This is a genomic window from Verrucosispora sp. WMMD1129 (assembly GCF_029581255.1).
GTDB classification, from domain to species: domain Bacteria; phylum Actinomycetota; class Actinomycetes; order Mycobacteriales; family Micromonosporaceae; genus Micromonospora; species Micromonospora sediminimaris.
Window position 1 is genome coordinate 5,677,777 of record NZ_CP120741.1, and the last position, 19,757, is coordinate 5,697,533.

Sequence of the window (19,757 nt, forward strand, 5' to 3'; positions counted from 1 at the left end):
ATTTGTGGGTGGCCCTGAGCAGCAGTCATATGTCCGAGACAGTGGATACCCATCAGGATGGGTAGGGTGTTCGACACCATCGGTGCCGGTCACTACGCGCCGCTTCTACCCCCCCGGTTGGGAGGCAGCATGGGATCCAACGCATCCCCACATCGGCGTCTTACTCCCCAGGCGCGGGGCCGAGAGCTTGCTCGACTTGGCAAGCGATTGTGGCAGGAGCTGGGTTCTGTCAAGTCCGTCGCTGCAGAGCTGACGAGTCAGAACCCCGACGTTCCCAGCATCCAGGCCTACCGCTATGCGGCCGGACTCTCGCAGGATCAGGCCGCCGTACGCTATAACGAGGTCGCCGGGCACCAGACGAGCCTGGGGGGAACGACGATCAACGCTTGGGAGACCTGGGCGCGAACGCGCGGTTCAGGGTCACCGCCGCCATTTTCTAGCCTTCTCATTCTTGCCACTGCCTACAGCAAGGGGCCTCTCGGAGTCGCCAATGAAGACATATCGCCTAGTGACCTCGTTGCGGAGGCTTATGAACGACTGGCACCGGAAGACCAAATCGCCCTAAAGGCGCTCTCGGCGAGGAACAGCGATCGGACCGAAGGACGGAAGAGCCCCGCCACACTCGGCATAGCAACGCCCCTGCCGGCAGGTTCGAACATCATTGGGCCCGACTTCAACTTGACCGTACCAACCATCGACTTCGGAAACCCCGAAATCTGCGTATTCACGTTACCGAATCTACGCCCTGGCAATCTCCTCGACCTGAACTGGGAGACGTTCGGTTTCGGTGTAGAACGCATCATTCGCCAGATCAAAAACGTCGGCGGGCGGCTCGACGTCGACATTTGCTTCGGCGTAAACGAGGCAGGCCTAGTCATGGCCACTTTTCTTGCCTCAGCCCAATTTTCTCGTTGCGCAATTGGATATCTCCGCTGCAACAGGACGCGAAACGGCATCACCCTCGCATCCAATTCTTTCTACCCGGAAGCGGACGAGGCGCCAACAATTCTAATTTGTGATTTCGAGGTCAAACACGCCGATGTCGTCGGCTACCTGGCGCACGAAATCAGGCTTCGGTACCCCCACGCAACGCTCTACTTCGCCGTCTTTGGAGCGATGACTAAAGGTTCAGATCTTGAGGTTTCCAGCTTCGACGACCTGACCGGGGCTCAAATCATCCGGGCGGCAGACTTCTCGGCCGTCTTCATAGCTGCAACAATGAGTCCGCCCGGCATTGAGCCACCACTCGAATTGCGATAGTGACGCAGGAGGCACTATGGACTACAAGGATCAACTGCCCGACCTCGCTCGACTAGCCGCCGAAGTCGTGGATGCAGTCATGCTTGAGATCAGACCCAAGCTGCTCGAAGCGGCTTTCACCGGCAAGGTCGGAGAAAGCGAAAACCTACGACACTCGGACAACTTTCTGTCGGTACATGACATGTGGATGCACGAGCGTTACCGCGAGCTGATAAGCCAACACCTGAAGTCATTTGTCTACGCCTCCGAAGAAGCCGAGCCGCAAATTGTGGGCACGGAATCTGACCCGGACTTGTGCGTTCTCGTTGACCCGCTCGATACAAGCGAACTAGCAGTTCGAGGGCTTCTGGGCTACACGCACGTCATGATCTACTCGCGCAAGCTCGCACGACCGATCGTGTCCGTGGTGGGCGACATATTTCACCACGTCCGGCTGTACGTAGCCGCTCGCTTCAGCGATGGGGAAGATCGTGCCTTCACCTTTACGGCCGATGGCTCGGGGCGCATGCTGCGACGACGTGAGCCGAAGCGCCTCTCAGAATCTCTGCTCACCAATTTCCTCATGCGACCCGGCGAGCGGCTTATGCCTCTCAGTCGCCAGCAGCGAATCATGGATGCTCTCGATCGCCCTGACAATGATGGAAGAAGCCGAGGCAGAATCGGCGTCGACTTCGGTTCGGTGAGCCTTTGTCACGTTGCAGCAGGGTTTACCGAGGGCGTGCTTGAGTTCGCAAAAGGCTTCGCTATCTGGGACCTCGCTCCGGGCCACTACATCCTCCATGCCGCAGGCGGAACAGTGTTGGACCTCGAAGCGCAACCGATTCCGCTTGACTACGATCTTGCAGCACTGTCGGATATCGTGGCCGCGATGGACCGGCGACAGAAGTTCGTCGCGGCTGGAAGCCGCAGCCTAGCCGAAGAGATCGTTCATCATCTGGAGGTCTGAAAGTCGGCGAATACCCCATCGAATTCTGACGACGCGCTCGATTAGTGCGACACTTCATAGCACCAATCTTTCGGCATCGCCACTTCGCGACGGACGGGAAAGGGCCAGTGTGCACGCCACGGGAGTGTGGATGACGAGAAGCGCGCATAGTTATCAACGTGAGGCCGACCACCTCCGCGCCAGCGGCTGGACGTGCCGGCAGATCGCCTCCCACTGGCAGCAGCAATACGGCTTCAATCCGCGGGTCGCGTTCCGACTCGGCTCTTGCGTAGCCTTGTCGAGTTACGCCGCGAGCGCCGAGGATGAGCGGCGTACCTTCGCGGTCGAGCACCCTTGCTAGCTTCGGTCGATAGGCGGTCGGATGTCACACGTTGACAAGATCTCTGGTGAGTTGCGTGCGCTGCTGACGGGCGTCGAGCGCGCGCAGGGACTGGCGGCCGCGGCTGACCGGCAGGCACAGGAAGTGGCCGTACGGGCTGCAGGGGCTGGCTTTGCCGCTGTGGCGGCGGGGTTGGCCCGCGTACGTAGCGCCGTCACCGCTATCCAGGGCGGCCTGGCCAGCCTTTCCGGTGCGATCAATGAGGCGTCGAAAGCGACTGCGGCGGTTCCGCGCGAAGCGACTCCGCAGGAGACGATCTCCGGGCTGACGCCCGTTCAGGCTGCGGTGGACAGTGCCCGCGATGCGGCGGCCGGGACCATCAAGCAGGTCGGTGAGGCCCAGCAGCTCGTCACCATGGTGTTGCAGGGTGGACAGCCTGGTCCGCTGTTGCAGGCGTTGGAAAGCATCAAGCAGGTGCTGGTGATGGTGGTCCAACGCACCGGTACCGCCCGGCAGTACGTCGAGTCGGCGGTCGCCGAAGCGCGGCAGCTCGGTTCCTCGGGAAACTGAGTGGGGCTGGCGGTCACGGACCGGCCAGCCCGAACCCGTCTACCGCCGCAGAGTCGACCAACCCTGGTTCCCCGCATGTTGGTGGCGCTTCCGATGAACACGGCCTGGTCCCGTGGAGCCGGCAGCCCACCGGTGCCATCGGTGGAAGGCCGAGTGGCCCGAGGACGCGGATCCCACCCCGGGAAGACGCACGGGTGCAGCGGGCACTGGAATTGGAGAACGCCTGCGCCGACACGGTCGCCGGCAAGGGCTACCGAGTCCACCAGAACCCGACAAGACCGCAGATCGCCGCAGCGCGCCAGAACACCGGCGACATCGGGAAGCCGGACAAGGCACCGGACTATCTGATCGAGGGGCACGTCTTCGACTGCTACTCACCGACGCCCGCCAAGGGCGTGCGAGGCGTGTGGACGGAAGTGTCGGAGAAGGTGACCAGCCAGCAGACCCAACGGGTGGTGCTGAACCTGCACGACTGGCGCGGTGACCTCGGCGCCCTACAGAAGCAGTTCAACGACTGGCCGATCCACCACCTCAAGGAACTCACGGCCGTGACCCGCCACGGTGAGATCATTCAAATCGTCCGGCGCGACTGAGAAGGTAGGCAACGCGTGGCTATCGAGTACCGATTGACGCTGGCAGGAGACATTCCGCTGGAGCAGGTGGCTGCGCTCGCCGCCCCAGAAGGCGTCGAGGAGTCGACCCTGCCGGGCTACCCTCGACTGCTCAGCGCGGACCTCACGCACACCTCCGAGTACTCGGTGAGCGTCTACGGCGGCAGCAACGGCTACTTCGACGCCGAAGACGACGACGGCTCCCAATGGGAATGGGAACCCGACACGTACGTCAACATCGTCTTCCACATGCCCAAGGACGACACCGCAGGCAGGGCGACACCTGACATGGTCACAGCGGTGGCCCGGGTGCTCGCTGGTCGACCCGAAGACGCCGCGCTGGTCCTGAACGGCAACTGGCTTCTGCTCACCCGCGTAGCCGGAACGTTGACCACGCACCAGCTTTCGTGGTGGGACAACTACGGCGTCAGGGAACTCCTTCCGTAAGCCCGCCTTCAGCCCGCGCCCTCCACGCTGCGTTAGTGTGGGCGCTGTACCGCCGATGCTGGCTGCGGGCCGGTCGGGATGAGATCCCTACCGTGCTGAGGAGCCGACGGTGGAGTTTGAGATCCCTTCGAGCCTGGACGGGTTCGACCTCGATGCGCTGGACCGCTTGGAGACTGATGCGGTAGCGGCGTTCGATGCTCTCCGCGATGCTCCCGACCTGGATGCCGCCGGATTAGCCCAGCTGCGGGAGCTGGCCACGTTCGTTAGTTCGGTACGGGCCCAGCAGGAGCAGATTGAGCAGGACGCGGCGGCCGTCGCGTCGGAGCTGAACGACCTGGACGCCGCCGTGCACGGCGACGCGGATGAACCCGAGGGCGACGACAGCGACGGGGAATCGGGTGAAGGCGAGAACGAGCCCGAAGGCAGCCCGGTCGAGGAGACGCCCGTCGAGGAGCAACCTGTATCGCAGCCGACGCCGGTCGTGGCGTCGCTGGCGCGGCGGGCAGCCCGCCGCCAGCCGAAGCCAAAGGTGACGCAGGGCGGCCGGTCGGCGATCATCAAGGCGGCGGCGGATGTGCCGAACGTTCCGCACGGGCACGTGTTCTCGTCGGTGACCGAGGTCGCGGCGGCGTTCGACGACAAGTTCGCGGGGTTCCCGCGTGGCGTGGGCTCACAGGTGCAGACGCGCATCAAGCAGAACGTGGCCCGGGTGGAGCTGCCGGTCGACCAGGCCCTCGTTGCCGGGGGCAGCGGCCTGGTCGACCTGGGACTGATCGACCTGGCCGGCAGCGAGTCGCGCCTGACAGGCGGGAACCTCGTTGCCGCCGGCGGCTGGGGTGCGCCGTCGGAGACGTTGTGGGAGCTGTGCGAGGGGCTGGAGACGACCGAGGGCATCCTCGACCTGCCGGGCATCTCGATTCCACGCGGCGGCGGCATCAAGGTGCCGGCCAACTTGGACTTCGCCACGCTGTACTCGGCGACCGGGTTTGTGCAGACGGAGGCCGACTCGATCGCCGGCACCGACAAGCCGAGCTACCGAGTGCCCACGGTCGACTTCGTGGAGACCCGCTTGGAGATCGATGGGGTGCAGATCGAGCAAGACATCGTGCAGAACGCGGTGTGGCCGGAGCTGACCCGTGACGTGGTGCGGCGGGCAATGACCGCCCACGAGCACAAGATCAACGCGCGGATGGTGCAGCGGATGGCCACCGCTCCGTCGCAGTCGACGCAGTTCACGCTCACCCTCGGCGGCGACATCGGCGGCGATGAGACGACCACCGCGGTGCTCGGTGCGCTGTCGCTCGCGGCGACCGACTACCGGTACCGGTACCGGATGAGCCGGCGGGCGCTGCTGGAATGCGTCGCGCCGATGTGGCTGCTCGACTGGGTGCGGGCCGACATGGCGCGCCGAGCGGGGGTGAACTTCTTCGACGTGACCGACGAGCAAATCACCGCTTGGTTCACGCGGAGGCACCTGCGTCCGCAGTTCATCTACGACTGGCAGGACGGGTACGTGAACGCGGGCGGTGCCGGATTCGGCGGCACCACCGCGCCGGGCCAGTGGCCGGGTGCGGTCGATTTCCTGATCTACGCGCCCGGTACCTGGGTGAAGGGCACGAAGCCGATCATCGATTTGTCGGCGGTCTACGACAGCATGAAGCTGCGGGACAACGAGTACATCGCGCTGTTCACCGAGCAGGCGACGCTGCTGGTGAAGCGGTGCTACGTGTCGTACAAGCTGACCGTGCCGCTGTGCCCGGCCGGTGTCACCGGGCAGACCGTCGCGTTCTCGTGCGCGGCGTCCGAGGACTGAGTAACCCGTTGACGGGGCCGCGCCCATCCGGTGCGGCCCTCAGCTTCACAGGGAGGTGGCGGTGACTCAGCCCTTCGTGTACGTCGACGCCCCTGCGGCGACGCCGTACCGGTATGGCCTGTTCTCGGCGGCGGCCGTGGTCGACCCGGCGGACCAGCGTGAGTTCCAGGCCGGTGTGGAGTGGGAGCCGCAGTGCGTCGACGCGCCTGCGCCGACGAACACGGCGGCGGCGTCCGAACTCGACCGGGGGGCGATGGAACTGCCCGACGGGGTGCCGCTGGTGCAGTCCCAGGCGATCCGGCTGTACACGGGTCTGACGGGCCGATCGGCGGCCCGACCGGACCTGCTGGAGCGAGCGCGGCGGGCGATCGGCCTGGTCGAGCAGCAGTCGCTGGAGCACTACGTGTGGACCGGCGAGGCCGACACGACGCCGCACCTGGCGGCGGCCGGCACGCCGGTGCTCGCGGACACCGGCGAGACGCCGGTCGCTTTGGAGACGGGAATCGGACTGCTGGAGTCGCACCTGGCGCAGGCGGCGGGTGTGCTCGGCGTGTTGTGGGCGCCGCGGTGGACGGCCGGCTGGTTCGTGTCGAAGCAGCTGACCCGCGTGGAAGGGCCGCGGCTTGTCGGGCCGTTAGGCAACCCGGTGGTGTTCGCGCAGACGACCGGCGTTGGTCCCGGCGGCGCGGTGCCGGAGGCGGGTGAGGCGTGGCTGTATGCGACGGGGCCGGTGATGGTGCGCCGGTCGGCGGTGTTCCTGCCGAGATTGCCGGAGGCCCTGGACCGCAAGAGCAACGAGGTGTTCGCGGTCGCTGAGCGGTTCTACACGGTGGGGTGGAGCTGCACGGTGGCGGCGGTGAAGGTCAAGCTGCCGGGTGTGCCGGCGTAGGAGGAGAGATGACGCTGATCTACCCGACGGACCGGGAGGATGCTGGGCGGCTGGCGCGGCAGCTGCTCGACGCGGCCGGTCCGGAGCGGCACGACGAGGTGCGGACGAACACGGACGGGGCGCTGGGTATGGCGTTCGAGGTGCCGGCCGACATCGCGGACGCGGTTCTCGGCACGAGCGACAGCCGAGTGGTGCAGCCGAGCCTGGACGGGCCGGCCGAGGGCGGTGAGGAGAGCACGTCGGCTGAGGTCGGCGAGGAGAGTGCGTCGGTCGTCGCCGGGGCCGACGAGCCCGAGGTGGACGCCGAGCCGGCGGACGGTTCCTCCCAGCCGCCGAGCAAGGCGGCCCCTGTCGCGGTCCTCGCGGAGTCGCTGACCGGCTGACCCCAACGCCTCGGGCTGCGCCGCCCCGTCTGGTCCCTTCCCTGTGGACCGGGCGGGGCGACGTCGTTGTGTGACTCGCTCCATAGCCCAACCGTACAGAAAATATGTACAGGAGGCGTGCTTGGCGCATACAATGAATATGTACATAACGCGCCACCCCGCTAGGAGGGACCGAGATGGAGAACCGGATCAACGAGCTGCTCAAGGAGTTCGGAATTGAGGCCGAGGGCGCCGAGCGGGGCGGCATGGTCCTCCAGCTGACCGTGCGGCTGGTCGAGGCCGAGCGGGAGCTGGAGCGGCAGGCCGCCGAGCTCACCGAGGCGACCGCAAACGCCGTGGCGGTTGCGACGGCGGGTGACCTGCGGACGTCGGTGCGCGGCGACCTGCTGGCCGCCGTGACCGACAAGGCGGCGGTGGTCGACGCGGCGCTGATGAAGGTGTCCGAGCGGCGGACGGCTCTCGCGTTCGTCGCGCAGAGCGTGAAGGCCAACCGGGCGAGCTGAGTGAACCGAGGCGCGCCGGCCGGGAAGCCCCGGCCGGCGCGCCCTTTGAGGCGAGGGGAGTTCACGTGGAGATCAGCAAGCGGCGGGAAGAGGACGTCACCGCGACGACGGGTGAGGCGCAGGCGCCGGACCTGGCCGAGAAGGACCAGGTGCGGTGGGACGCCCCGTGGGGGCCGGCCGACCGGAGCGGCACCGTGATGTACGTGCGCGACGGCAGGGTGTGGGTCCAGGAGAGCGGCGAGGACGCCGTGTGGGTGATGCGCGTCGAGGAGGTGACCAGGGTCGAGCCCGCCAACGTGGACGACCACATCGACTGCCGGGGGTTCGACAACCAGGAGTTCTACTGGCACTGCTACACGCACGAGGTGTACCGCCAGTCGTTCTGAGGTGAGCGGACCGACGCCCCTCGCGCTCTGCGGCGCGGGGGCGTCGGCGTTCGTGTGACCCGCTCCACGGCCCCATCCGTACAGAAAATATGTACGCCGAGCCCGCTGTCTGGATACAATGAATATGTACAGCCAGTCGCCCCTACTGCGTGAGGAGTGCCCGATGGGACGCGAGATGAGCTACCGCGAGCGCCAGATGGTCGCCGGCCTGAACGCGCTGACCGACCAGTTGCAGGCGCGCCTGGTGAGCGGCCAGCCGCTGTTCCGGACGCCGACCCCGCAGGAGCGGCGGCGGATCGACGAGCACAACGCGCGGGTGCTGGCCGCGCGGAAGCGGGTGGCCGACGCCAATCAGGCGGCGGCGAACCGGGCCGAGATCGCGGCCGTGCGCAAGCGGCTGTGCGGCTCGTGCTTCTGCGAGCTGCCGGCGTCGGGCGTCTGCGGCACCTGCTGCTGACCGAGAGAGACGAGAGAGAGGACGTGGCCATGACCGTGACCATGCGAGCCGAGCTGTTCGAGCAGATGCCGACCGCCGACCAGTGGCACCCCGTCGCGCTGTCCGAGGTGGAGGACGGCGACGTCGTGTCGCTCGACCTGGCGGCCCTGAGCGAGCGCCGCCGCGAGAGCGTGCGGCGCGTCGACTGGACCGAGGTGTACGCCGACGCGCACGCCGTGGCGGTGGCCGAGGACCTCGGCGGCGCCGTGCGGCTGAACTTCTACGACCTGACGCACCCCACGGTGGTGGGCGTGCCCGAGATGCAGGTGCTGCGGCTGCGCTGAGCCGCACCGAGCGCCCCCGTAGCCGACGTGGCTGCGGGGGCGCTGCCGTTCCCGCCGGCGGGAGAGCCGGCGGGGTGTTCACGTGGAGGAGAGATGACGTCAACGACGGTGGCGCGGCGCGCGAACGCCGTGCCGTCTGACCCGCGAGAGCACGCGGTGTCGATCGCCGAGGCGGTCGACATGGCGTGGCACAGCCGGTACGGCGGCTCGCGGATCGAAGTGCCGATGTCGGTGGTGGCCGCCCTGGCGCTGGTGGCCCGAGAGACGCCCGACGCCGACCAGCTCGCGGCGCTCGGCGAGATGATGCAGCGCCTCGATCACGAGGGGTTCGGGCTGCTGGTGCAGAGGCTGTGGTGCGAGTTCGCGGCGCTGCGGCCGGACCTGAACCCGCGGACGAAGCACCTGTGGTCGTGGACCGAGGACGACGACCAGGACGAGACGGTGCTGCGGGCGGTGCACGCGGTGGGGCAGGCGGCGATCCGTAAGGGGCTGCTGTCGCGGTGCGGGCCGGAAGCCTGGGGCGAGCTGGACCTGCTCGGGATGCTGCTCCAGACGATGAAGTCGCACGGCGGGCGGAAGGGCACCGGCCAGTTCCTGACGCCGCTGTGCGTGACCGAGCTGCTCGGCCGGACGGCCGGACCGGAGGAAGGCGCTCGGATTCTGGAGCCTTGCGCCGGGACGGGCACAATGCTGCTCGGCGCGGCGCGGGCGATGCGGGAGCGTGGCCTGGACCCGACGACGTGCGAGTGGTGGGCGAACGACATCGACCCGCTGGCGGCGGCGCTGTGCGCGGTGAACCTGCACCTGTGGGGGCTGGGCTGGCGGGTGGTCGTCGGCTGCGGCGACGGGCTGCTGGACCGGTGGATGCACGAGGCGCTGGAGCACCGGCAGATCGCGATCGACGAGATGCAGCGGGCGTGGCGGGTGGCCCGGCAGATCGCGGCGGTGCGGCACGTCCTCGACCTGCCGACGCCTGAGGGTGCGTTGGAGCGGCACCTGGGGAAGGCGCGGCCGAAGCCGCCGCCCCCGCCGCCGCCTGCGCCGCCGGCCTCGTCCATGTTCGACGCCGAGGCGGCGTACCAGCAGGGTCGCCTGTTCTGACCTGCGGATGTGTGACCTGCTACACAGCCTCTTGCATACATATTCTGTGTACGTTCGGGGTCTGGTCGCATACAATGTATATGTACGTCATGCAGCCCCCAATGTGGAGGTCGAGATGAGCGACGCAAGGCCCACCGAGGCGTTCGAGGTGCACGTCGAGGTGCGCGCGGTCGACGGCGTGGCCACCGCCAGCCAGATCCTCGCAGTCCTCGAGCAGGCCGGCTTCGAGCTGCACCGCGACAGGGCCGGCGTGTGGCGGAAGAAGGAGCACGGCCCGGCCGAGTTCGAGGGCGTGGCCAGGGCGGCGTAGCGGCCGTCTGGTGGCTGTGTAGGCGGGGCCGGGCGGATGTCCGGCTCCGGTGCGGAGCCCCTAGCCGGGCTTCAATCAGTACGGCCGCAAACCGCGAAGGCGGCCGTGTGAGTCAGGAGAACTGCCCAGTTCACGTGGAGGTCAACATGGGCAAGCACAGCATCAAGTGCGGCCTGCGGGCCGTGAAGTGTGGGCCGAACGGCGCTTGCTACGACAGCGAGGACCGGTGCGTGCACTGCCGCGAGCGCATCGCGGACCCGCACGACCCGCGCTGCGTGCACGCTGGCGAGCCGGTCGACGAGTGCGATGCGCGGCCGGTGGTGGTGTCGCAGGCGGTGATCGAGCTGCGTAGCGAGGACAACGGCGTGGAGGAAATGCGCCGGGCGGTCGAGGTGCTGCTGCGCGAGGGCTTCGACGTGCGTGGCCCAGCCGTGGCGGTGCACCGGAAGTCGGACGCGGACCCGGCGCAGGGGTGGGGTGAGTGGATCGGTGTGGTGACGGTCCCGCAGCGCGCCTAGTGGCTGCGTAGACGGGGTCGGGCTGGTCGCCCGGCCCCGGTGCGGAGTCCCTAGACGGGCTCTAGCTGTCCGGCTGCTATTGACGATTGCGGCCGGACAGCGGCAAGGTATCTGTCCGAGCAAGACCCAGTTCACGTGGAGGTTGACGTGGGTCTACGCGCGCTGGTCGGCACCGAAGGTGCCGACGGCTTTTACCAGGCGCGGCATGTCCAGCACGACGCCTGCCCGACGATGATCGTGCCCGCCCTGTCCGTGCTGGTGCACGAACTGATGGCGCACGACGTGCAGGCGGCCGTCGACGAGCTGATGCGCACCGACTGGTCGCGGCTCTACACCCTGCCGGGAACCGGCGACGCCGGGCCGCTGGTCGGTGTGCCGAGCCCCAACGACGAAGAGCCGCTGCGCGGCCACATCGCGACCGAGAACGCGTACGACCGGGAATGGGCGTACCTGTTCGGCGGTCACCGGCTGCACGTCTACCTCGGGGTGCTCCCCGAGCGCGGGCCGGCGCGGTGGCGGCCGTGGGCGTGCTGGTCGGTGCACGAGCTGCCGACGCTGCCCCTCGACGAGGTGCTGTCGGTTCAGAAGGCCGGCTACTCGGCGCAGTGGAGAGCGGCCGACTTCCGGATGTACATGGACGCCGTGCGGAGACGCATGAAGGAGGTGACGGCGTGGTGAACGCGCTGGTCGGGAAATTCGAGCCCGGAGCTCGACGGTTCCAGGCCCGGCGGGTCGCCCTGGAGGGTCAGCCCAGCGGAACCCTCGCCCAGATGCGGGTGATCTGGGCGGCGAAGTTCCGGCGGGACACGGCGGCGATGGTCGAGGCGTTGCTGCGCCGCGACTGGTCGGTGCTGGCGTACAAGCCGTGGCCGGAGCAGGCCGTCGCCGAGCGCCGCCCCGAGTGGGCGTACGTGCGCGGCCTGGGGCTCGCGGCGAACACCAGCGAGCCCGGCCCGGCTGTGGCCGGCGAGCTGAGCGACGCGGCGCCCACCGACGACGGGTGGGCCTACCTGTGGGAGCACGAGATGGGGGCGCTGCACGTCTACGCGGCCCGGGGCGGCCGGTGGCACCACCTGGCGACGCTGCCGGCCGACGTGTGGGCCGAGCTGACGGAGCAGTTGGTGGTCGACGTGGAGGCCCGCTGGTGCTGGCTGGCCCAGGGAGAGGAGAAGGCAGCATGAGTGAGTCGAACCAGAGGCCGACATCGGAGCCGAGGCAGGGCCAGCCGATCCGGACCGAGGATCTGGTCCGCCGCGACCAGGTGCTGCTGTTCGGGAGGCTGGTCGAGATCGCCGACGTGCAGTCCGTGGGGGACTTCCCGACGACGGTCAACCTGGTGATCCTGCCGGTCGGCGGCGGGCAGCCGAGGGAGACTCTCGTGCCGCGCGGCATGCTGCTGATGGGTTTGCGTGTGGAGCGGACGATCCGGCTGCGCTGCGCGGGGTGCCCCTCGACGACGCCGGTACGTGTCGATGTGGCAGCGGGTGTGGACGTGCAGCCGCTGTGCGTGGGCTGCCGGGCGCGTTCGAACAAGCCGCTCGGCCCGTGGTTGACCCCGGTGAGGCACTGATGAACAACGTGCTCAGGGCCTTGATGGCGGACAACGAGGAAGAGCGGAACCGGCACCTCGACCGGGAGACGCTGCTGTACGCGGTGCAGCGGCGGATCACATGCGAGCGGACGGGCCAGGCACTCGACGTCGACTCGGCGGTGATGGTGACCGGGATCAAGGACGGGCGGCGCACCGCCGCGGTGTTGACGGGCGAAGCGTGGGACGAGGTGGCCGAGCACGTGCTGGCGAAACTCGCGGAGATCGGCGCGACAGTGAAGGTGATCGACGGCCGTCAGCTGACCTGACGGGGCGGCTGGCGCCATCCAGCCGGTTTAGGATCGGGGCCGCACCCAGCCAGGGTGCGGCCCCGTTCACTGTGGAGGGACCTGATGGAGCCGTTGGCTCGGTTCGAAAGCCGCGTCGCCGGACGGAACGCGCGGGTCGCGGTATGGCCCGACCGGATCGAGTGGAGCCAGCCTGGCCGCACGAAGGTGGCGAACGTGCTGCTGGTGATCCTCACGGTCTACACGATCGGGATCTCGCTGCTGTTCCGAGCGTGCCGGCCCCGGTTCAAGGAGCAAGGCCGGCAGATGCTCGCCATGCGGGCGGTGCAGTCGGTCGCGGCGCAGCGGGACGGCCTGCACACGGCGGTGGCGGTGGTGGCGGGCGCGTCGACGATCTCGTTCCGGGTGCCGCACGACGCCGCCCCTCAGATCGAGGCGTTGATCCGCGACCTGGTGCTCGGCACCCATCCGTCCGTGCGGCAATAGCACCGCACAGGCGACGACGAGAGGGCGCTTTGTCCCACCCGGGGCCAGCGCCCTCTCGGCTACGCTGGCGGGGTATACGCCGCTGGCTGCGGGCCGGGCATGGGACTCTCCTGCTAAGGATGTGCCGATGTCCGCGGTGTGCGACACCCCCGTGAAGGGGAAGATGCTCCGGGCCACCAAGCTCGGGGTGTGCGGCGACCCGACCCTGGGCGCCGGAGGCTGGCCGGTCCACGTCACGTCGAAGGGCTTCATCTCGGTCGAGTACGCCGCCGAGGTCGACGACGGCGAGGAGATCGACCAGAAAGACGCCAACGGTGACCGGCTGGTGTACGAGCCGGCGCGGCGGCGGATCAAGCTGTACAACGTGACCGTCACGTGCGGTCGGGTCGACCCGGAGCTGTACACGCTGTTCACGGGGCAGCCGGTGCTGCTCGACGAGGACGGCAACGCCACCGGCCTGCGGATCACCAGCCGGTTGAACCTCGACTCGGCGGTGGCGTTGGAAGTGTGGTCGGGCACCCAGCTCAAGCGGTGCGGCACGATGGCCCGGCCACGGTTCGGGTACTTCCTGCTGCCGCAGATCATCGACGGGATGATCGGGGACTTCACGATCGAGAACGGGGCGGCGAACTTCACGCTGACCGGCAAGGCGATCGAGAACCCAGAGTGGGGCGTCGGCCCGTACGACGTGTACCTGCGGACGACCGGTGTCGCGCCGCTGACCGACCCGATGGGCGACGACGACCTGCTGCACCTCGACTGGACGCTGCTGCCTCCGCCGGCACCGACGTGCGGGCTGACCCCGCGGCCGCCGGACGGCACCCTGGCCGCCGACGACAGCGACGAGACGAACATGACCGCCGAGTTCACCGCGACGTGGGTGCCGGGCCCGCCCGGTGCCGAGTACACGGTGGATTGGGGTGACGGCACCTCGGCGGCTGGGCCGGCTGAGGCGGCGTCGGTGAGCCACCAGTACGCGAGCCCGGGAACGTACCTGGTGACGGTGACGCACACGGCGTCGGCCGCGCAGCGGTTCCTGTCGTTCGTCGCTCCGGCCACCTGAGGCCGCGGTGACGCAGCCGGCGCGGACCGGCCCGTGCGAGTGGACGCTGAACACGGCGTACTGCAAGGGCTGGGACACGATCGACGAGGCGGCCCAGACGGCGGCCACGGACCTCGCCACGGAGGTGCTGTGGTCGCTGTCCGGCCGCCGGTACGGGCTGTGCTCGTCGACGGTGCGGCCGTGCCGGCGAGGCACCTACGACGCGTGGCTGCGGCGAGAGCCGTGGCTGACGCTGCCGTACGGCAGCCTGGCGGTGACCTGGTGCGGCTGCGTCGGGTCCGGCAGCTGCGAGTGCGTGCCGTCGGCGGCTGAGCTGTCGCTGCCCGGCCCGGTCAACGACGTCACCCGGGTGGTCGTGGACGGTGAGGTGGTGTCGGCCGAGGCGTACGTGGTGCAGGACCGGCGGTGGCTGGTGCGCGTCGACGGTCAGGGCTGGCCGTGGACGCAGAACCTGACGCTCGGCGACGACGAGCCGGGCACGTGGGCAGTCACCTACCGCCGTGGTGTTGCGGTGCCGCCGGGCGGGCGGATCGCCGCCGGCCAGTACGCCTGCGAGGTGGCGAAAGCGTTGACGAACGACAGCACCTGCCGGCTGCCGAGGCGGGTGCAGTCGGTGGTGCGGCAAGGCGTGCAGGCCACGTTCGCGGATCCGTCGCAGCTGTTGAGGGACGGCATGACTGGTCTGCCGGAGGTCGACCAGTGGCTGCGGATCGTGAACCCGCACCGGCTGCCTCGCGATTCGGTGGTGTGGTCGCCGGACCTGGACAGGGGCAGGAGACGAACGTCGTGACGCATCCAGAGCTGACCGTCGCCGACGAGGTGGCGTGGCCGGTCGCGGTGCGGCTGCGGGCCCTCGTCGACGAGGCGCTGACCGGCGCGCTCGGCGGCGCCCCGGCGGTGTGCGCGGTGGTGCCAGGCCGTGACGTGGCCATCGACTCGTGCTGCGACGGGCAGGCGTGGGTGCGGATCGTGCGCACCTACCCGGTGTTGCCTGGCGAGTTCCCCGGCGGGCGGGGCACGCCGCTCGACGACGGCGCGGACCCGGGCGCGTTCTGGGCGGTAGAGCTGGGCGCGGGCACCGCCCGCTGCGCGCCCACCATCGACGACGGCGGGAACCCGCCGACCTCTGCGGACCTGGAAAGGTCGGCCGGTGAGATCGCGGACGACGCCGGCCGGATCCGCCGGGCGGTGCTGTGCGAGCTGCAGAACGTCGAGCAGGTCGAGTCGGTGTGGATCGGCGAGCAGTCCAGCGTCGGTCCGTCCGGCGGCTGCGTCGGCCAGGAGGTGCTGGTCGCGGTGATGACGAACATCTGCGTGTGTGAGGAGGCGTAACCGATGCGGGACGGGCAGACGGTGACGGTGCGGGCGTTGACGGCGATGCCCGGCGTCGCCGACAGGCAGGTGCGTCACGGTGTGGAATGGACGCCGCAGCTGGCGACGCTGGTCGACGCCGGCCGGTACGAGGTCTTGAGCAGCGGCGGTCCTGCGGCGGGCCCGGTGGCAGCCATCGAGGACGCGACGTCGGGCCTGACGGCCTGCAACGTCGACGAGACACCGGCCGGTGACGGTGAGCCGCTGCCGGCGAGACGGTCGCGGCGGCGCTAATGGCGGTGCGGACTGATGTGCGGATCGACCTGAACGCGGGGGAGATCCGGCGGCTGCTGTACGGGCCGGTCGGCCCGGTGGTGCGGTTCATCCGGAGCGTGGCGAGGCGGGTGCGGACCAGGGCGGTGCTGACCTGCCCGGTGGACACCGGCCGGTTGCGGACGGCGCACCGCGAGGAGGTCGGGGTGCGGGCTGGCCGGGTGTACGGGTTCGTCGAGAACACGGTCGAGTACGCGGCGGCCGTGCACGACGGCACCGCGGCGCACGTGATCCGGCCCCGGCGGCCAGGTGGGGTGCTGCGGTTTGTGACGGGCGGCCAGGTGGTGTTCACGAGCCTGGTGAACCACCCGGGCACCAGGGCGCAACCGTGGCTGCGGGAGGCAATGGAAGACGTGGCGCGCCAGGAGGGGTTCCGGCTCGTCCGCAGATAGGGGAGGACAGATGAGGGAGTTCACGACCAGCGCCAGGACGGCGCAGGCGAACGACGGCGGTAAAAAGCTGCCGGATGTGCCGTTCAAGCTGGACACGGTGGAGATGGTCTGCCGGGCGCCGAAGGACGCTCAGCTGGCCTACCTGATGGCGGCGGCGTCGTCGAGCCGCACCGAGGCGGATCAGGTGGCGGCGGTGCTCGACTTCTTCGAGCAGACCCTCGACCCGGCCAGCCTGGTGGTGTTCCGGCGGCGGCTGCTGAACACGACGGACAGCTTCGACTTCGCCGACGCGATGGCGATCTTCGAGTACGTGTGTGAGGAGTGGTCCGGCCGCCCTACTGGGTCGGGCAGCGACTCCTGACCCTGGCGGTCAAACGCTGGCCCGAGTTCCACGGCACGATGCTGCTACGCACCGGCCGGGAACCGCTGGACCTGCCGCTGCCGTCGCTGCTGGACGTCATCTACGCCTGGTGGGTGGATGGCGGCACAGAGAAGGATGTCGCGAAGTTCCGGCAGGCGTTGGAGACACCGCCGGCCGGTGCCGACCTGGGTGGCCGCGATGAATGGTCGGACGAGGAGACGGTGGAGTCGTTCGCCAGGGCGTTCGGCGGGATATGACGGTCTCGACCTGCGCGAGCTCGGCCCGGTTGTCGCGGTCGTGCGGCGGGATTCGGGTCGTTGTCGGTGGACAGTTAGGCAAACGAGTCGGTGCAGCTGCAGCTGCAATCTAGGGTTGGCGCTTTAACGCCGTAAGCGCAACCCCGATCGCTGGGGGTGGTGATTGTGCCGACTACGCCGATCGCAAGCAGGGCGGCTTCACGCAAATTAGGTACGGCACTGAGTTTGTGAGGGCTGCCACGGCGAGAACGCTCCGGTTGGCTGTTCCGTACCCAGCCCGGACGGTCATGGAGGTCTGCTCGGGGTGCTCGTAGTCCCAGGAGCGCTTGGCTGCTGTCATGGTGCTAGCACAGCAGGGTTCGATGGTCCGACGAGCCTGAGAAACATCAGGTTGCGCTAGCGACGAACGGGTGTCCTTCGAGGTCGCCGGCTCCTGGGCGGAGGTAGCCAGCCCGGGCAAGCACGTACATGTACTCCGGGTCCGTCAGAGCTGGTTCACGGCGTCGAAGTAGGTGAAGTTGATGCGGCATGGGTCTGTTGCTGGAAGGGTGCTCCTATTGCAGTGGGTCGGTCACCATCCAGGTGATCATCTGAATAGTCCTAGATACACGCACCTTGCGTCTCCTGTGTCCGATCGTGACATGTAAGAACCACGGGTTCGGACTACGGTTTATGGCCCTCGACATGAGCTGTGTCGCGGGGCAGGACCACTCAACTGTGGTGTGGCCATCAAGTCGATAGGGGAGGGAAACCGGAAACTCGGGCGACAGTGTCTGCTCGGAGTCATGCCAAGGTTTGTCGTCCCACTGAAGCGATGTTTCTAGCTGCCCGATGTCGACTGTTGTCGCGGCGCGTCCCCTATTGGACAGTGCTAAGCGGAGGTGGTAGTCCCCGTTTGGATACTTGGCGATATAGCTTCGCACGGTGATCTTCGGTCCACTGGCACGGTAGGAGAGGAGCGATACTGCGAGCGACATGGCCGACACGGCTAGGGCTACGACAGTTAAGACCGGCGTCATCGATGGGTCCACAAGGCCATCGGAGCATGCTAGGTCAGGTTCGGCCTTCCCAGATGGGGAGGTGCCCAAGAATCGGGACGCTGCTCGTTAGGTTCTGGAGTGGGCCCTGCGTGTGGCACGTCGGCTCGACTACGTACGCCGCCGGCTGGCTGCTCGCCTACTCTCAGATTATCCGTCTTGCGTGGATTGCAGTTACATTGGCGTCGCCAGCCTGCAGAGATGTCAGTCAGCGGAAATCGCCGTCCCGGAACGTGGTGTGCGGCGGCAGCGAAGCCCGTTGGTCCTTCGCCTCGGGCACCTCGTTGCGGATCGGCGCGCTGGCCAGCCACGGCACGTACTCCCGGAGCCAGGCGTCGACGCCGGGGATCGCGAGGACTCTCGTCACTGCGGCGGCGACGCCGAGGGCCTGGGCGATGAGCGGCACGTCGTCGACGCCGGCCGCGAGTGCGATGGTCGGCAGCAGAGATAGCAGGCCGATGGCGACGGCGAAGATCGTGCGAAGGGTCGCCCGCCACGGGTGGCGGGTCTGGGTCGTGTGGGTCACGGTTGTCCTCCGAGTGAGATGACCTGAGCTTTGAGGTGGGCGTTCTCGGCCAGGAGCCGGTCACGCTCAGCGGAGACGTCTTGGCGGCTGCGTAGCTCGGCGCGCAGTTGGGCGACCTCGCCCTTTGTGCGGGTCAGCTCTTCGCGGAGCTGTGCGATGGTCAGGTTCGCGGCGGCCATCTGCGTCTCGGCGAGCTGGAGCTTCGTTTCGGCCCCGGCCAGCTGGGCGTCCATGCGGACCAGCAGGCGTTCCGCCATCTGGGTCGACTGGTCGGCCAGCGAGATGCGTTCCTTGCGCCGGCCGACCAGCCACGTCACGAGACGGTCGGCGACGACGCCCACGACCGACCCGCCGCCGAGCAGCAGGAAGATCACTTCGGGCGTCATCGGCGGCGGGTCAGGTGACCGGGTTGTTGAAGGCGGCGGTCCAGGTGTTGACGCCGATCAGCGCGTCCTGGCGGAGACGCTGGTCGCGCTGGAACGCTAGCGCCAAGGCGCGGTACTCGGGGCCGTAGATGCCGTCGTTGCCGTGCTCGTGGAGCCAGCGGCGGCCCTTGCCGACGTTCCAGCCGCGCCGGCCGAGCTGGATAGCCCATTCCTTGAGCCAGGCCCGGTCCGTGCGGCCGCGGAAGTAACGTTCGTGCAGGCCGGACACCGAGTAATCGGGGCCGGAGGCCGGACCGAAGTACCAACCGGCGGGCAAGGGGAACGCGAGCGGGGTGCCGAGCGCGGGCTTGCTGCCGGCGGGCGGCTTCGGAGCGGGTGTCGGCTGCCCGACTATGGGCAGACCGGCCTTGAGCCACGAGTAGATTTCGTCGCCGGGGCAGGCGGTCGCACCGCGGTCGCGATGGCCGAGGAGCGTCAGCTTGCCGCCCTTGCGCCGGTTGGCCTCCTCGTAGAGGAACTTGAAGGAGCGGCGGGCGGCGTCGGAGACGTCCTGCACGTCCGGCTTGTCGGCGCCGATGACGCAGACGCCGATCGCCGGGGTGTTGTGGCCGGCGCAGTGCGCGCCGATGGTCAGCCAACCTCGGCCCTCGAAGATCACGCCGCTGGTCGACGAGATGAGGAAGTTGTAGCCGATGTCCGCCCAGCCGCGTTCCCGCATGTGGAAGTCCTGGATTTGGCGGGGGGTTTGAGTGGCGCTGGCGGCCGAGTAGTGGCCCATGAAGGCGGTTCGTTTAGTCCAGGTGGTCACGTCGCGGCTTTCGGGTGGTCGGGCACCCCATTCGGCGCGGCTGATGATGTCCACTGGTTGTCCTTCCGGCAGCGTCGATCGGCTGTCGGGGGACGACCGTCACAACTATACGGCCGCAATAATAA

Annotated in this window: 30 protein-coding genes; 27 read left to right on the forward strand and 3 right to left on the reverse strand. The window is 68.3% G+C overall.

The features are described 5' to 3' along the window. The first annotated feature begins 66 nt into the window (after positions 1–66). The 27 genes from O7624_RS26420 (at position 67) to O7624_RS26550 (ending at position 16,875) form a co-directional block, all read left to right on the forward strand. A complete protein-coding gene (locus O7624_RS26420; RefSeq protein ID WP_282237673.1) occupies positions 67–1,260 on the forward strand; it encodes a hypothetical protein in 1,194 nt (397 codons plus the stop codon). Between the two features lie 16 nt (positions 1,261–1,276). After that, on the forward strand, positions 1,277–2,206 hold the full coding sequence (locus O7624_RS26425) for an inositol monophosphatase family protein (protein ID WP_282237674.1): 930 nt from the start codon (positions 1,277–1,279) through the stop codon (positions 2,204–2,206). A gap of 361 nt (positions 2,207–2,567) precedes the next feature. Further along, complete coding sequence (locus tag O7624_RS26430) at positions 2,568–3,095, forward strand: DUF6244 family protein (protein ID WP_282237675.1); 528 nt, start codon at positions 2,568–2,570, stop codon at positions 3,093–3,095. Between the two features lie 194 nt (positions 3,096–3,289). After that, positions 3,290–3,688: a hypothetical protein gene (locus O7624_RS26435; RefSeq protein ID WP_282237676.1), complete on the forward strand. Its 399-nt coding sequence runs from the start codon at positions 3,290–3,292 to the stop codon at positions 3,686–3,688. 15 nt (positions 3,689–3,703) lie between these two features. Next, complete coding sequence (locus O7624_RS26440; protein ID WP_282237677.1) at positions 3,704–4,153, forward strand: SitI3 family protein; 450 nt, start codon at positions 3,704–3,706, stop codon at positions 4,151–4,153. Between the two features lie 109 nt (positions 4,154–4,262). Continuing rightward, positions 4,263–5,966, forward strand: a complete 1,704-nt coding sequence (locus O7624_RS26445; protein WP_282237678.1) for a major capsid protein — start codon at positions 4,263–4,265, stop codon at positions 5,964–5,966. A 61-nt stretch (positions 5,967–6,027) separates the two neighbouring features. Continuing rightward, positions 6,028–6,855, forward strand: coding sequence for a hypothetical protein (locus O7624_RS26450; protein WP_282237679.1), 828 nt, complete (start codon positions 6,028–6,030; stop codon positions 6,853–6,855). Between the two features lie 8 nt (positions 6,856–6,863). Continuing rightward, a complete protein-coding gene (locus O7624_RS26455) occupies positions 6,864–7,238 on the forward strand; it encodes a hypothetical protein (protein WP_282237680.1) in 375 nt (124 codons plus the stop codon). 176 nt (positions 7,239–7,414) lie between these two features. Further along, on the forward strand, positions 7,415–7,741 hold the full coding sequence (locus O7624_RS26460) for a hypothetical protein (RefSeq protein ID WP_282237681.1): 327 nt from the start codon (positions 7,415–7,417) through the stop codon (positions 7,739–7,741). 65 nt (positions 7,742–7,806) lie between these two features. Then, positions 7,807–8,127 (forward strand): hypothetical protein, encoded by a 321-nt coding sequence (locus O7624_RS26465; protein WP_282237682.1) that lies wholly within the window; start codon positions 7,807–7,809, stop codon positions 8,125–8,127. Positions 8,128–8,290: 163 nt separating this feature from the next. After that, the gene (locus O7624_RS26470; RefSeq protein WP_282237683.1) at positions 8,291–8,584 is read left to right on the forward strand and encodes a hypothetical protein; all 294 of its coding nucleotides are present in this window, start codon (positions 8,291–8,293) and stop codon (positions 8,582–8,584) included. A 29-nt stretch (positions 8,585–8,613) separates the two neighbouring features. After that, the gene (locus O7624_RS26475) at positions 8,614–8,907 is read left to right on the forward strand and encodes a hypothetical protein (protein ID WP_282237684.1); all 294 of its coding nucleotides are present in this window, start codon (positions 8,614–8,616) and stop codon (positions 8,905–8,907) included. 93 nt (positions 8,908–9,000) lie between these two features. Further along, positions 9,001–10,008, forward strand: a complete 1,008-nt coding sequence (locus O7624_RS26480; RefSeq protein WP_282237685.1) for an N-6 DNA methylase — start codon at positions 9,001–9,003, stop codon at positions 10,006–10,008. Between the two features lie 115 nt (positions 10,009–10,123). Then, complete coding sequence (locus O7624_RS26485; protein ID WP_282237686.1) at positions 10,124–10,318, forward strand: hypothetical protein; 195 nt, start codon at positions 10,124–10,126, stop codon at positions 10,316–10,318. A gap of 146 nt (positions 10,319–10,464) precedes the next feature. Further along, the gene (locus O7624_RS26490) at positions 10,465–10,836 is read left to right on the forward strand and encodes a hypothetical protein (RefSeq protein ID WP_282237687.1); all 372 of its coding nucleotides are present in this window, start codon (positions 10,465–10,467) and stop codon (positions 10,834–10,836) included. Between the two features lie 147 nt (positions 10,837–10,983). Continuing rightward, positions 10,984–11,514 carry a hypothetical protein gene (locus O7624_RS26495; RefSeq protein WP_282237688.1) on the forward strand — a complete coding sequence of 177 codons (531 nt, stop codon included), beginning with the start codon at positions 10,984–10,986 and terminating at the stop codon, positions 11,512–11,514. Then, positions 11,508–12,017, forward strand: a complete 510-nt coding sequence (locus O7624_RS26500) for a hypothetical protein (protein ID WP_282237689.1) — start codon at positions 11,508–11,510, stop codon at positions 12,015–12,017. Before O7624_RS26495 ends, O7624_RS26500 begins: the two co-directional genes overlap by 7 nt. After that, a complete protein-coding gene (locus tag O7624_RS26505) occupies positions 12,014–12,406 on the forward strand; it encodes a hypothetical protein (RefSeq protein WP_282237690.1) in 393 nt (130 codons plus the stop codon). The genes O7624_RS26500 and O7624_RS26505 overlap by 4 nt, the downstream gene beginning before the upstream one ends. After that, positions 12,406–12,693 carry a hypothetical protein gene (locus O7624_RS26510; RefSeq protein ID WP_282237691.1) on the forward strand — a complete coding sequence of 96 codons (288 nt, stop codon included), beginning with the start codon at positions 12,406–12,408 and terminating at the stop codon, positions 12,691–12,693. Before O7624_RS26505 ends, O7624_RS26510 begins: the two co-directional genes overlap by 1 nt. 84 nt (positions 12,694–12,777) lie before the next feature. Beyond that, the gene (locus tag O7624_RS26515) at positions 12,778–13,158 is read left to right on the forward strand and encodes a hypothetical protein (protein ID WP_282237692.1); all 381 of its coding nucleotides are present in this window, start codon (positions 12,778–12,780) and stop codon (positions 13,156–13,158) included. A 127-nt stretch (positions 13,159–13,285) separates the two neighbouring features. Next, positions 13,286–14,221: a PKD domain-containing protein gene (locus O7624_RS26520; protein WP_282237693.1), complete on the forward strand. Its 936-nt coding sequence runs from the start codon at positions 13,286–13,288 to the stop codon at positions 14,219–14,221. A gap of 7 nt (positions 14,222–14,228) precedes the next feature. After that, a complete protein-coding gene (locus tag O7624_RS26525; protein WP_282237694.1) occupies positions 14,229–15,011 on the forward strand; it encodes a hypothetical protein in 783 nt (260 codons plus the stop codon). Then, positions 15,008–15,553: a hypothetical protein gene (locus O7624_RS26530; protein ID WP_282237695.1), complete on the forward strand. Its 546-nt coding sequence runs from the start codon at positions 15,008–15,010 to the stop codon at positions 15,551–15,553. The genes O7624_RS26525 and O7624_RS26530 overlap by 4 nt, the downstream gene beginning before the upstream one ends. Before the next feature lie 3 nt (positions 15,554–15,556). Further along, the gene (locus O7624_RS26535; RefSeq protein WP_282237696.1) at positions 15,557–15,826 is read left to right on the forward strand and encodes a hypothetical protein; all 270 of its coding nucleotides are present in this window, start codon (positions 15,557–15,559) and stop codon (positions 15,824–15,826) included. A 5-nt stretch (positions 15,827–15,831) separates the two neighbouring features. Beyond that, positions 15,832–16,257: a hypothetical protein gene (locus O7624_RS26540; protein WP_282237697.1), complete on the forward strand. Its 426-nt coding sequence runs from the start codon at positions 15,832–15,834 to the stop codon at positions 16,255–16,257. Positions 16,258–16,267: 10 nt separating this feature from the next. After that, a complete protein-coding gene (locus tag O7624_RS26545) occupies positions 16,268–16,618 on the forward strand; it encodes a hypothetical protein (RefSeq protein WP_282237698.1) in 351 nt (116 codons plus the stop codon). After that, positions 16,579–16,875: a hypothetical protein gene (locus O7624_RS26550; protein WP_282237699.1), complete on the forward strand. Its 297-nt coding sequence runs from the start codon at positions 16,579–16,581 to the stop codon at positions 16,873–16,875. Before O7624_RS26545 ends, O7624_RS26550 begins: the two co-directional genes overlap by 40 nt. Positions 16,876–18,120: 1,245 nt before the next feature. On the opposite strand, the gene O7624_RS26555 is transcribed toward O7624_RS26550, so the two are convergent. From O7624_RS26555 to O7624_RS26565, 3 genes are read right to left on the reverse strand one after another with little or no spacing between them, the layout of a single operon-like run. Further along, the gene (locus O7624_RS26555) at positions 18,121–18,438 is read right to left on the reverse strand and encodes a hypothetical protein (RefSeq protein ID WP_282237700.1); all 318 of its coding nucleotides are present in this window, start codon (positions 18,436–18,438) and stop codon (positions 18,121–18,123) included. After that, positions 18,435–18,824, reverse strand: a complete 390-nt coding sequence (locus O7624_RS26560) for a hypothetical protein (protein WP_282237701.1) — start codon at positions 18,822–18,824, stop codon at positions 18,435–18,437. Before O7624_RS26560 ends, O7624_RS26555 begins: the two co-directional genes overlap by 4 nt. A gap of 10 nt (positions 18,825–18,834) precedes the next feature. Next, positions 18,835–19,686 (reverse strand): N-acetylmuramoyl-L-alanine amidase, encoded by an 852-nt coding sequence (locus O7624_RS26565; RefSeq protein WP_282237702.1) that lies wholly within the window; start codon positions 19,684–19,686, stop codon positions 18,835–18,837. Positions 19,687–19,757: the final 71 nt, after the last annotated feature.